The organism is Shewanella oncorhynchi, from assembly GCF_012584455.1.
GTDB classification, from domain to species: domain Bacteria; phylum Pseudomonadota; class Gammaproteobacteria; order Enterobacterales; family Shewanellaceae; genus Shewanella; species Shewanella oncorhynchi.
The window spans coordinates 194,872-207,916 of record NZ_JABAEB010000007.1; the positions used below are offsets into that span (position 1 = coordinate 194,872).

At 45.7% G+C, this 13,045-nt stretch carries 13 protein-coding genes; all 13 read right to left on the reverse strand.

Annotation, left to right across the window (positions count from 1 at the left end):
• Positions 1 to 135: 135 nt before the first annotated feature.
• The gene (locus HGO26_RS13180) at positions 136 to 741 is read right to left on the reverse strand and encodes a Maf family nucleotide pyrophosphatase (protein ID WP_168825672.1); all 606 of its coding nucleotides are present in this window, start codon (positions 739 to 741) and stop codon (positions 136 to 138) included.
• Positions 742 to 743: 2 nt separating this feature from the next.
• On the reverse strand, positions 744 to 1,232 hold the full coding sequence (mreD, locus tag HGO26_RS13185) for a rod shape-determining protein MreD (protein ID WP_105251286.1): 489 nt from the start codon (positions 1,230 to 1,232) through the stop codon (positions 744 to 746).
• The gene (gene mreC / locus HGO26_RS13190) at positions 1,232 to 2,236 is read right to left on the reverse strand and encodes a rod shape-determining protein MreC (RefSeq protein ID WP_168825675.1); all 1,005 of its coding nucleotides are present in this window, start codon (positions 2,234 to 2,236) and stop codon (positions 1,232 to 1,234) included. The genes mreD and mreC overlap by 1 nt, the downstream gene beginning before the upstream one ends.
• Before the next feature lie 44 nt (positions 2,237 to 2,280).
• A complete protein-coding gene (locus HGO26_RS13195; protein WP_105251284.1) occupies positions 2,281 to 3,330 on the reverse strand; it encodes a rod shape-determining protein in 1,050 nt (349 codons plus the stop codon).
• Positions 3,331 to 3,670: 340 nt separating this feature from the next.
• A complete protein-coding gene (locus HGO26_RS13200) occupies positions 3,671 to 7,405 on the reverse strand; it encodes a DUF6701 domain-containing protein (RefSeq protein WP_168825677.1) in 3,735 nt (1,244 codons plus the stop codon).
• A complete protein-coding gene (locus HGO26_RS13205; RefSeq protein ID WP_168825679.1) occupies positions 7,395 to 7,874 on the reverse strand; it encodes an MSHA biogenesis protein MshP in 480 nt (159 codons plus the stop codon). Before HGO26_RS13205 ends, HGO26_RS13200 begins: the two co-directional genes overlap by 11 nt.
• Complete coding sequence (locus HGO26_RS13210) at positions 7,864 to 8,736, reverse strand: PilW family protein (protein WP_168825681.1); 873 nt, start codon at positions 8,734 to 8,736, stop codon at positions 7,864 to 7,866. Before HGO26_RS13210 ends, HGO26_RS13205 begins: the two co-directional genes overlap by 11 nt.
• Positions 8,736 to 9,290, reverse strand: coding sequence for a type II secretion system protein (locus tag HGO26_RS13215; RefSeq protein WP_168825683.1), 555 nt, complete (start codon positions 9,288 to 9,290; stop codon positions 8,736 to 8,738). The genes HGO26_RS13210 and HGO26_RS13215 overlap by 1 nt, the downstream gene beginning before the upstream one ends.
• A complete protein-coding gene (locus tag HGO26_RS13220) occupies positions 9,280 to 9,768 on the reverse strand; it encodes a type II secretion system protein (protein WP_168825685.1) in 489 nt (162 codons plus the stop codon). Before HGO26_RS13220 ends, HGO26_RS13215 begins: the two co-directional genes overlap by 11 nt.
• Before the next feature lie 171 nt (positions 9,769 to 9,939).
• Positions 9,940 to 10,458, reverse strand: coding sequence for a type II secretion system protein (locus tag HGO26_RS13225; RefSeq protein WP_105251279.1), 519 nt, complete (start codon positions 10,456 to 10,458; stop codon positions 9,940 to 9,942).
• A gap of 127 nt (positions 10,459 to 10,585) precedes the next feature.
• On the reverse strand, positions 10,586 to 11,203 hold the full coding sequence (locus HGO26_RS13230) for a pilin (protein WP_105251278.1): 618 nt from the start codon (positions 11,201 to 11,203) through the stop codon (positions 10,586 to 10,588).
• Between the two features lie 76 nt (positions 11,204 to 11,279).
• The gene (locus HGO26_RS13235; RefSeq protein ID WP_168825687.1) at positions 11,280 to 11,774 is read right to left on the reverse strand and encodes an MSHA biogenesis protein MshF; all 495 of its coding nucleotides are present in this window, start codon (positions 11,772 to 11,774) and stop codon (positions 11,280 to 11,282) included.
• 50 nt (positions 11,775 to 11,824) lie between these two features.
• Entirely contained in the window at positions 11,825 to 13,045 is a 1,221-nt protein-coding gene (locus HGO26_RS13240; protein ID WP_126491075.1) for a type II secretion system F family protein, read from the reverse strand.

The window sequence follows — 13,045 nt, forward strand, 5'->3', positions numbered from 1 at the left end:
ACAAACTCTCTAAGCATGAAAACCGAATAAAGGAACAAGGTCAACGTCATTGGAGTACTCGATTCAGAGCCCTAAACGCCAATAAGGTTCATTCTAACCTCAAGCCAAAATCGCAATATAAGCAACCAGCAGCAGTTAAATAAAACCAATTTCGGCTAACAACTCACGCGTTTCAACCAGAGGTAAACCTACAACGCCAGAATAACTGCCTTCAATTGCAGCCACAAAGCAACCGCCAAGTCCTTGAATGCCATAACTGCCCGCCTTATCCATGGGCTCTTTTGAAGCCACATAAGCCTCAATGTCAGCTGTCGATAAAGCGCAAAAACGCACTTGTGTTTCAACTAAGCGCACTGAGGTTTTTAAGATTGAGTCAGACTCGCCTGCTTTGTAGGTCAGTGCTACAGCCGTCATCACAGTATGCGTTCTGCCAGACAGTTCACTGAGCGTTTGCTTAGCATCGGCCACATCCTGCGGTTTGCCTAATATTTGATTTTCAAGCACCACGATAGTATCAGAACCTAATACAGCAGGCTGTGACATATCTGCGCATAATGCCAGTCCAGCTTGGGCTTTTTCAGCGGCTAAACGTCGTACATAATCCCTTGGCGCTTCGCCCTGTTGCACAGTTTCATCAATATCCGGTGCCACTTGCGTGAAACTAAACTCAGGACGACCGAATCCAATCTGTGCCAATAATTCTTTGCGACGTGGCGAAGTTGAAGCTAAAACTAAATCCACAGTTAACGAACCTTATAATGACGTCGAACCCGACGTAAAATCCAAAATATCCAAGGCCAGATCACTAATCCTGAAATCGCAGGTAAAAATAGATCCGTTTTGAAAACAGCCTCTTGCATCACAAATTCCACCCAGTAAATCACTAAGTGATAAATACAAATCAGTAGCATGATCACTAACGACTGCTGCCATTGAGGGAAGTTTCGCAAACGCTGGCAATGCAAGATAGCGATATAAATAACCAAAGACATAGCTAAAGAGCGCACACCTAAGGTGGCTCCCAATAAAATATCTAATACTAGGCCTAAAACCCATGCGGTTAAGATGTTGTATCTGTGGGGTAATGCGATAGACCAATAGAGAACAATCATTAATAGCCAGTCTGGACGCCAAGCATCAACAGCACTTGGCAAAGGCATGATCTGGCTGATCACGCCGATAAATAATGTCACCCAAACAATAAAGCGCCCATTGGCGGCCTGAAAACTCATTAATGCACCTCAGCCACAGGAGGAGTGGCTTCCGTTGACGGTTTGGTCGCAGGCGCGGTCACAGGTTTAGAAGCCTCTGCTGACGTGACACTTCCGCCAGCAGGAACAGCGCTATCTGCTTTTGATACATTATCGCTCGATGAATGATCCGCAGCAGGCACGGTAGGCTGACTCGGTAAGGTCACACCAGAATCGGGGGATGGCCAAATCAACAATAAATAACGAATACGATCTAACGCCGCTAAAGGCTGGGCGGTGACTCGAGCGTAACTTTGTCCATCTTCAGTCAACACTTCCATAACCCGCGCGACCGGATAACCTTCCGGGAAACGATTCCCTAAACCTGATGTGACCAGCAAATCGCCGACACGAATGTCAGTACTCTTGGCCACATGGCGCAGTTCTATTTCATCTAGCTCACCCGTACCATTGGCAACAAGGCGCACATCATTACGGGTGATACGCACAGGTAATCCGTGTGATACATCGGAGAGCAATAACACCCTACTGGTTATTTCACTGACTTGTACCACTTGGCCAACAACCCCTTGAGCATCGACCACAGGCTGCCCAACAAATACACCACTGCGTGAACCATGGTTTAACACCGCATAGTGATGGAAAGGATCGCTAGCAACCTCCAATACTTCAGCCACCATTTTGCGCGAATCAAGGTAGGCTGGTGAGCCCAACAGTGCGCGTAAACGTTCATTTTCTTGGCGTAAGTGTTCGAAACGCTGTAAGCGTTCACTCATCAGCAGTTGCTGCCTGAGCAGCTCTTTATTCTGCAACGCTAACATATTGCGGGTGGCAAAACTTTCAGACGACCAGTCAAGCGCAACACCAGGCACGCTCGCTAAATACTGCAATGGACTAAAAAAAGAGGATAACGATTGCCGTACAGGATCGAGGCGATGATTAGCCACGAGCAAAGCCACCGACAAAATAATTGCCAGTGTCAGACGGAATTGGTTTGAAATACCACGAACAAAAATTGGCTTCATAGGAAAGCTAAGGCGGTGATTAACCGCCCCATACCGAAGTTAAATTAGGTTTCTTCGGAGAACAGATCGCCGCCGTGCATATCAATCATTTCGAGGGCTTTACCACCGCCACGTGCTACGCAGGTCAATGGATCGTCCGCCACCATTACAGGAATTCCGGTTTCTTGCATTAATAAACGGTCTAAATCACGCAATAAAGCGCCGCCGCCAGTTAACACCATACCGCGCTCAGAAATATCTGAAGCTAATTCTGGTGGAGATTGTTCTAACGCCACCATCACAGCACTTACGATGCCAGATAATGGCTCTTGTAAGGCTTCTAAAATTTCATTGCTGTTCAGTGTAAAGCTACGAGGTACACCTTCTGCCAAATTACGGCCGCGGACTTCGATCTCTAGCACTTCATCGCCAGGATAAGCAGTGCCGATAGTGTGCTTGATACGCTCAGCCGTGGCTTCACCAATCAAGCTCCCGTAATTACGGCGGACATAGTTGATGATCGCATCATCAAACTTATCACCGCCGATACGTACCGAAGACGAATACACTACACCATTAAGTGAAATAATCGCGACTTCAGTGGTACCACCACCGATATCCACCACCATAGAGCCGGTCGCTTCAGATACGGGTAAACCCGCACCAATCGCAGCTGCCATTGGTTCTTCAATTAAATACACTTCGCGAGCACCAGCGCCCATGGCTGATTCACGAATAGCACGGCGTTCTACTTGAGTGGCACCAACGGGCACACACACAAGCACGCGTGGACTTGGACGAAAAAAGCTATTGTTGTGCACTTGTTTAATAAAGTGCTGCAACATTTTCTCCGTCACATAAAAATCTGCAATAACACCGTCCTTCATTGGGCGGATAGCTTGGATATTGCCAGGCGTTCTGCCTAGCATTTGTTTAGCTTCTGTGCCGACCGCGGCAACAGATTTCTGACCGGAGCCACTACGCTCACCACGTATAGCAACAACAGAAGGCTCATTGAGGACTATGCCTTCGCCACGAACATAAATTAATGTGTTAGCTGTACCCAAATCGATCGATAGATCATTAGAAAAAATGCCGCGTAGCTTCTTAAACATGTAACTAGCCTGTATTCTGTGGAGTCAGAAGAAAAGAAAAATCAGCTAACTTTATCAATGCCACCCTGATTCCACAAGACCGAGGAGGTTAACAATCGCTAATGAAGTGATTTTTTTTCAAATCGCCACGTAAAAAACAGTATTTAAGCGGAAAATACTGTTTATTGACGAAAATATCAGCAACAAAAAACGAGTGAACACACAATTCAGCAACAAATATTAAACTAAGGCATTGCATTTAGAATCTGTTACAAGCGTTTTCGTCGACTTCCAATAAGTGAAATAGCAGCCCATTTCAAGGGAAAGCCTGAGTTCAATTTAATGAGAGAAATAACTCAGATTAGTTTACCTCACGCCAATAGATTATTTTGTCATGCCCTCGATAACGACCAAAATACGCACTTGCCCGCGGTTCAGTGACCGCTGTTGGCGATACGCCATTCCAATTCCAGTACCATTCTAGCCATGTCGGCACATCCAAGGGCGCCGTCACTTGGCCGCGGTATGGCAACCCACTTGTTGTAACGGCTTGCCAGAGCAACTCAAATTGGCCAGCTTGGAATGTTGCAGTCCCGCCAGAACGCACAACACTTTGTCCCGCCACTAAGTCGGGATCAAAATTGTAACCAAGAGCGGAATTATCAACCTGCGAACCCAAAGCATACACTGCCGTTGTGCAGTTATCGGCAGTATTTAAGGCCCAGCTGCTGCCATTCCAATATTCGGCTCGAGTCGGCATACGCAGTATTTCTGTCTCAGGACCATAGGTGTTATCCATCACTACACGACCATGACGAAGGGTTTGAGTGCTGATTTTCTTAGCATTACAGTTAGTGCAAGTGCCTGTAGATGCCGCATCCATGTCTGGTGAGGCCACATAGCTGTAAATCTCATTCGGCCGAGGATCGTTATCCATCAATTGCACACCGATATCGAGCAGCTCAAAGGGGCCATCCTGATACAGATTCGTCGCCACATTAGGGGTCACCCGACTAAAGTTAGCTTGGTAAGAAGCATCGACCGTCGCCACACCTTGATTCCAACTATCAGCCTTTATAGGTAAGGCACTTAAGCGACTCTGTAAATCGACACCATTATTGTTGTTTTCTCCCACTAATTTGGCAGTGGCGAGGGAAAATGGCGGGAAATAGTTTTTCGTTATATCCCCCGCGATATTTAAAGCACTGAGCTCCATCGACATAGGGAACAGCTGATCCATATAGCTAAAGCCACCACAGGCAGGTATGACCGATACGTTACTGACTAAAAATCTATCGGGCACAAAACGGCCAATATTAGCTGAATATCCAATTGGAATATTTAAGCTGCTTGCCGTCCCTAAATAATTTGGGCTCGCCTGCGCTGTAATTTGGAATACTCCAACTTCGCTGATAGTCTGATTACTGATGGTATTGAGATTATTGGCCTGCGCCGAGTGGCTGTAGGATGCCACGCCTAACGCCCCATCAAGTCCGCCGTTGGCAATGCTTGGCGCAACGACTTTACTGGCAAGCTTCATCTGCGCATCACTAAAGTTAGGCGTGGGCAAGTTGCCCGAACAAAAGTCCGGATCGCCATCTTTTTCCCATGCCATCACTTGCACCGTCATGCCGAAACTTTGTCCGGCTTTACGATAAGCATTGCAGCTCATATTCGCACTTGGGCAACTGGCACTGGCGTCCACAGGTTTAACACACAATCCTGCTGGTACGCTGACAAATTGGTCTGAACCTGCCATGACTAAGCCCTGTTCATCACCTGTCCCTGTATATTTTGCATCTAATTGTAATTTACCTGCATCAGGGTAATTGACTGAAATGCTTGCTTGTCCGTTGGTATCAAACAGCAGGTTCACCGCCGTAGGCGAGGCACTCGAGGTGCCAATTGCCGTATTGTTGATGGTGACGGCTTTAGGCGAGATAGGCGCGCTTGGCGTTTGGTAACTGCTCCAGAAATTCAGCGTTTTGGTCTGGCTTTGGAAGCTTGGGACACACTGCTTCGTCACATCGGATTTTTTCACCGCTTTGACTAACACTTGCTCGGGGCGATTCGCACGCTTATCGGGTACATCGAATACAAAACCACTGTCGGCAAAGGTGAGTGAACAATTGTTTTCACTCAAGCCACCATTACCAATACGGCAAAGGGTTTTGCTTAAGGGTTTGGTGGTGGGATTAGAGCCCTTCACCCCTAAAGTCACTACACCGGGAGTATTTCGCCTCAGTTGCAGTTGCGCTGTGCCACCGCTAAAACTCACTTGATTACCGCCAACCCATACGCCATCTGCCGCAGAATCAGGTAATAAGGTTGCGCTAAGTGGTGCAGTAAAGAGTTGACTACAACTCGTATTTGCACAGGCTCTAATCGTTACCGTCTCAGCATTACAGGTCAGACCTTGACCCGTATGATCAAACTCAAAATGATCGATCTGAGCACCAATAGGATTCGATTTTAACGCACAAATTTGCACGTTATCGATTTCGTGGTTGTTATTTGAGCCCCCCGTTGAGCCCGTTAAAGACAATAAAAAATCACTTGGAATGGCCGCCTGACCATTTTGTGCTGCGGCGTTAAATGCGGGAACTAAAGTCACAAAACCCGAACCTGTATTACGCTCAATTTTCACAATAGATTGATTCGCGGCTTGCGAATCAATTGTGATTTTATATCTGTGCGCAGGCGACACATTATTGCCGTCTACCGCAGGCGATAAGCAACTACCGTTCGTATTAGTAGTGCCATTACTACAAGCGCCGCGTAAATAATTATACCCTGACGTGCCGACACCCGAACCGCGAACCGCAACGGACTGGCGTCGCTGGCCGACATTAGAACTACCGCCTTCACCGGAGAAGTTACCGAACTCATCAATACCAAACCCAAGCCAACCACCCGCGAACCCATTAATACCAGGTTTATAACCGTAACCCAATGGACCGCCAAATGCGCCAGGCTGCGGCGTTATAGAAGCATCCGATAACACTACCGCAATGCCGTCGGCACCATTGCCACCATAGGCATAGTGATCAAACTGGATCTCCACTAAGTTAGCTTTTCCAGGAAAGAGTCTTTGATAGGTAGATGCCGTAGATTGGTCAGATTTAGCTTCGGTTAAGCGTAATCGACCGCTTCGAATAGATGGAGTAAAAGTGCCACTGCTACGGGAAACGACCCAATCACTGCTTAATGCACTTTGGGAGAAAGTGTCATTAAAACACTGTAATACCGGTACATAATCATTAATACGACCACTACTCATAACCAAATAACGGCTGGTGACTCGGCCATTGATAATCGAGTTATTATTTAGACTTAATGTTGCATCGCTATAAACTCGCCCATTGAGTACAGCATCACTATTTAGCTGAATATTGCTATAACCAATAATAAGAGCAGAAGCAGCATTATTTTCATTGAATTTACTGCCATTTAATTCAAACTGTTGCTTTATAAAAATGCGGACATTGCCTTGCAAAATCACCTTAGCATCTTGATTCAAAGTAAAACTATCTACCCAATAGTCCCCTTCAGGTAAAACGAGTGACGCGCCGCCCCCAATAGCGATAGTGTTAAATCGATACTCATTTTGAGTTGCCGATAGAGTCAGAGTACAAGCAGAATAAAGCGAAACATTACTAAACTGACTTTGCCCATTACCACCAAGCGTTAATTGCTCGCCAGTATTACAAGAACCATAACCGCCACCAGCACCACTACTCGATAAAAAAGCATTACTCCCAGTTAATTTTAAACCTCGAATATCACTGCCATCAATAGTACATTTTCGCACTCCGCCAGACCCGTTATCACAACTGTTATCAGCAAGCCCGCTGCCATCGTTACTCGAACAATAATCTAATCTAGCACCACCAGTACCATTAATGATGCCATTACCGTTTATCATCAGCTGTGCCGATGATATTTGATGGCATACATTAGAATTATCACCATGGTGTCCTTGAGCAACCTTGGCAAAAATAACAGTCTGGTCAATAGGGTCGAATGCCATCACTGACGAGGGAAAACTCAAGATAAGTGCTGCCAATATGGCACGATAAAAAAGATTAATTCTCACGAGCTTCTACCTCAACTTGTCGGCTAACACGGGTCTCGCCGCTTTCACATACTGCTTTACTGTTGATTCGATATTGGGTGGTGGTACCTACCGTATAGGCTTTGCATGTCAAGGTCACAGTGCAGGCATGGAAACCAGTTACATTAGGTGGATTCCAAGTGCTCGTTGCTGGGCAAATGCCAACTAAACCATTTAATGGGAATAATGTTGCCAATGCGGCATCGGCGCCACTGTTCGCAGCGGCGAAGGCTCGCGTACCCCACACTTCTTGGGTTAATCCAGTATCCCCGTCTTCCACTATATTGATCAGGGCTGACGCCAGTAGAAACATCACAGTGATCACAAATACGCCAATAATCAATGCACTGCCGTGTTGACGCGCAGGCAGAGCGTGAGAGGACGATCTTGATAGTGATGATCTGGATGCTGAGTTACGCCCTACCGAGCGACAATGTGAATTAAGGGACATTGATCACCTGCACTTGATGTCGATATTGGAACGTCTCACCATTTACATTAAACCGCGGTTGTAAATGCACCATAGCATTATTCACTAGGCTAGATGGCGTTAAAATCAGCGGTAAATCAGCACCATTATTTAAAACATTTGCCACACTTTGCGCCATTAGCACACCCGTGCCCATAGTGGCAGGCATAGCGGCAGGATTTGGCTGAACGGCATTAAAGTTATAACCAGCATAACGCAATAATTGTAATTCATTGCCGCTTGGCCCCTTTTCAAAGCAATAGCTCACTGGACTCGAACCAAAATAGATCCTTTGCCGTGGTGATGCTTCTGCAAAACGTGTTGGCGCAGTGAAAGTCAGCGTAACTTGATGCTCCAAAGGGGAAGGCGAAGTCGCAATCGTTTTAACCTGTGCCCGCTTTTGTCTCGCGCTGCTATACACATCGGCATCAATCAAGGGATAGATCCAAGCGAATTGATTCACGCGAATCGCACTCACCGTATTATCTAGAATAACTATCCCAGCGCTCGCGGCAGCAGCAGGCACAATTGGTATGGTTAGATAAGTCGTGCTGGCTTCGATAGGCACAAACTCAACACATTGATAGGTTAGCGAATCGGTATTAACTCGCAGGCTATTAGGCAAGGCACTTCGCAACTCACGGGTCATTCGCTCAACAGCAAAACGGCTCTGACTTAGCACTTGATCAACTGAACTCGACTCAACAAAAATCCGCGTACCAAAAATAATAAAACTACTCACCCCAACCACGAGAATCCCCAGAATCAAGATAACAGTGACCATCTCGACCAAGGTAAAACCTAGTTTGGATTTTTTATTAACCGTAGATAAAGGTGAGGCCATCAGTAATTACTCCTCACCATATTGTAAGTAATCACTTCATTGTCTGGCGTCGTCACATTAATCGTCACTAGCTTAGTATTGGACACTGCGCCATTGGCAACTGTGACGCTTAAGCGATAGTTATGATAAGCATTTGCATAGGTTTGGGTCGAATTGAGCATAGTCGCGGTTTCATTTAAGCCGTTGTAATCATCCACATCGTTAAAGTTGTTACGACTCTCACCGAACTCAGGGCCTAATAACGTTGAACAATTACTACCGAGCGGACTACCACAGGCTGGCGCGCCACCATTGGCATTGGTGTTTTGATCGTAACGTTTACCCCAGATTTCATTCATCACCGAATGTGCAAGCTCAGCACTGCGTACTCTATGTAAGGTACTGGCCGCACGATCAGCTTGGGGGAATAACATGCTGGTTAGCATCACTATTGCAATGCCAATCACCAGCATGCCAATCACTAATTCGATAAGGGTAAAACCCTGCTGTGGTTTGGCTTTTTTGGATGCTTTTACTGATGCTTTGCCCAATAGCAACCGAGGATTAATTCGCATAAATATAGCCCTCAGAGGAGACGTTAATCATCACAGTGTCATTAGCAATCACATTAATGCATGGCCCATTACAAGCCAACGAAGTGCTACCATCGATATCGAAATCAAGGCTAAAGTCGCTGCTGTTAGGGCTTACTAGTACTAATTGAGCACCACCTTGAAAAGCTTGGGTATAAAGCGGGTTTGGCGATAATGCAGTACCAGAACAAACCGCCCCATTTCGGGTAGAGAATTGACTCACTTGATAGCCAGTGCCAGAGACGGTTACACGAAAACACCTGTCGGTATTATTGAGCGCTTTTTGCTGTACTTGACGCAGCTCGCTAATGAACTCGTTACGTAAACTATAGGCACTGTAGGAAGACTGGGTAAACAGGCGAGGCAGTACCACCACAGCAAGAATTGAAATCAAGATGATGGTCGTTACTAATTCTACTAAGGTAAATCCAGCTTGTTTTGACATAGAGAATTTAAGCATCGCTCGCGTTAATTGCTGATTTCAAGTGCTAGGTTCAGTTTCTGCCAACGATATGATTAACGCAAATAAATGTCGGAAAACTCTTGGCTGGCTCATTTATTTAAAATCATGTAAGAACCGTATTTTATCTAAAAAAAAGGCCTGCTAGGCAGGCCTTTTCATAAATGCATATTAACAATCAGAAGCATCAGGAATTGCAGAGTAAACAGGAGCAACTGTCGCACTTGTTGCTTGTGTATAAGTAAAACGACATTCTGCTGGAGCACCTTTTTGCCACATGGTCACAACACCCTGACCTTCAAATATAATCCAATCTGCACCGGTGTCAGTAGCAACTGTTGGATCTGTAGCACTGGTTCCTTCATCAAAGCTCACTTCTATAGCATTCTCCAACTCAATTTCTGTTGCTTGAAGATAGCCAAATTGCGTAACTGCGTTAGTACCTGTGCCAATATCAACAGAAGGAGGAGGAGTTGCTGTTGCAGCTTTTTTCTCTTCTCCAGCCAAGGCCGCTTTAGAATAAACCAAGCTATTTGCACCTTGGATTGAGGCTTTTAGGCCATTCAAAGCAGAAACACGCGCATCACCTTGCAGGTTAATAAACTTAGGTGCCGCTGTGACAGCAAGAATACCTAAGATAATGATCACTACGACTAATTCAATTAAGGTAAAACCTTGTTGTCTTTTCATATAAAACTACCTTTCTTTCTAAGTGAGTACTCGTGTGAGTACTAATTAAGTTAAGTCACTTTTAGACTCTATTACTTTTAAACTAAGCTACTTAAAACATGAACAAAATAAAACTATTAATTACGGCCTATGGTACAAATGGTGTTTGAGTGAAGCTTAACACTCTGCCTGTGCCTGGGTTATACACAATTCCCTTAGCACCTACCGTTGTTAAATCAGGGGCAGGAGTGGGTACACCATTCGTTTGATTTAGCACCAGTGAAGCCACTTGGTGATAAACACATAAATCTAAACCTGCGACGACTGCGCCAGTAATTGAGTTAGCACTGCCGCCTGCGGCGTTAATAACACGAGCGGTATAACGTTGATTACGTGCATCTTGGTTAAATAATACGTTACGTGGAGCACTCTGCAACACAGTGTTAAACACTTCTTGGCAACTGGCATTAGTCATAGCTGTCGCACTGGTTACTGAAGTTCCCGTTGGATAGCCAAAACGTGTATCGACATTTACTGTGTTACCGTCGAGGATAACGCTGCTATTTTGACGCCCATCGACTTCCCACTGAGAACGCACAAAGCTGACTGCAGTCGATAAACCACCCGCAACACCGTCAACACTGGCATCTTCAGCATCATCGGTGACATTTAAGAATCGTGGGATCGCCGTCGCGGCGAGTAAACCCAAAATCACAATCACAATCACAAGTTCGATTAATGAGAACCCTGTTTGCTTAGTTTTCATATATATGTCCCCAGACCTCAGAAATTTTATTCTAACAGTTAAATCAATTTTAAAAAGCCATTGAGTTAACAATATTTTACGGAGCAGTCAAAAAAATGACCCTGCCAGAGTTCAGTTGATAGCCTAAACTATCGCCATTTTTAGACCGATAGTGGCAGCTATTATCCTTAACCAAATAATCCGCCTCTAGACCTAAATTATCAGTTTCAGCGCCCATTAACTGTTGCCACAAATCTTGGCAGCCTTGATCATTTAAGTGCTTAGGTTGTGGCCATCCTAAATCATTGATATCGACAACACTCGACTCAGTTTCTGGGGAGGGATTATCAAATACCTCCCAGTTCAACTGCAATTGCGCCGGCTTACCCAAAGACAACCACTGGGAACGCACCATCACCAGCACATTTAAAAAACGAGCGTGTTCCACTTCCAATCCACGAGCCGCAATTTGCGGTAGCGTAAAAAAGTACTTAGCTCCGATCACCGCCATGATAACCAACACAATTCCAATGGCGATCATGCGTCCATAGATACGTAATAGATCGCTTTCAGCCTTTTGCTGAGTCTGCATTTAACCTCAGTCCCACGTATAAGATAGGAAATAAATATTATCCATATCGCTTACTTACCGCCTTTGACCACATTGAGCATATCCCACATTGGCAGGTATATCCCTAAGGCCAACACTAAGACAATCACGGCCACAAAACCGATCAAAATTGGCTCCAATTTCGCGGTGAGGTTCTTTAAATCATAGTCTACTTCGCCCTCATAGAAATCTGCCGCATCATTGAGTAATTGATCGATTTGCCCCGTTTCTTCGCCCACAGCCACCATTTGCAGCACTAGTGGCGTAAATAACTTGCTCTGATTCGATACCCTCAGCATAGAGTCGCCAGACTCTATGCCACGGCGCATACCGACTATCTTGTCGTGCATGTAGGCATTATCTACCGCGTCGGCCACTAAACTTAAGGCCTGCGTCATCGGTACGCCCGCACTGAGCATCATAGAGAAACTGCGACAATAACGGGCTAACGTCGAACGCTCAATAATCGACCCTACGGCGGGAATGTGTAACTTCCACTTATCCCACTGCTTCTCGCCTTTTTCCGTATGGTGCCAGTAACGAATGCCAATGATAGTACCAATCAGCGCCACCAACATCAGCGCCCAATAATTCACGAATAGATTTGATGTACCAATCAACACTTTTGTCGCCCACGGCAAGTCGGCGCCAAAACGAGAAAACATCTCAGCAAACTTAGGGATCACCATGATATTGAGGATCACCATAGCGAGCGCAATCGCAATCAATACAAACATGGGATAACGCATGGCCGATTTAATTCGTCGCCGCGTCTCTTGCTCACGCTCGATATAACCTGAAAGTTGAATGAAGGCATCTTCTAACTTACCCGTGTTCTCCCCCACGTGCACCATAGAAACAAACAAAGAATCAAACACATCGGGATGTTGATTCATGGATGATGACAAGGGTCGCCCTGCGGTGAGCTGCTCAGAAATATCATTAAGCGCATCTTTCATTCGCTGGGAATGCGCCGTTTCAGATAAGCCTGCTATTGCCCGCAAAATAGGAATGCCAGAACGGGTCAAGGAGTACATTTGTCGGGTAAAAATCTGTAATTCTTCTAACGCGACTTTCCCACCAAATAACTTAGTCAGTGAGAACGACTTAGCCACTTTGGCGACTTTGACTTCAAGGGGGATAATGCCACGCGCCAATAGCATGTCAGCAGCGGCACTTTCCGACGCGGCATCCAATTGTCCCGTAACGGATTGACCTTGACCACTGCGTCCACGGTATTGATAAATTGGCAT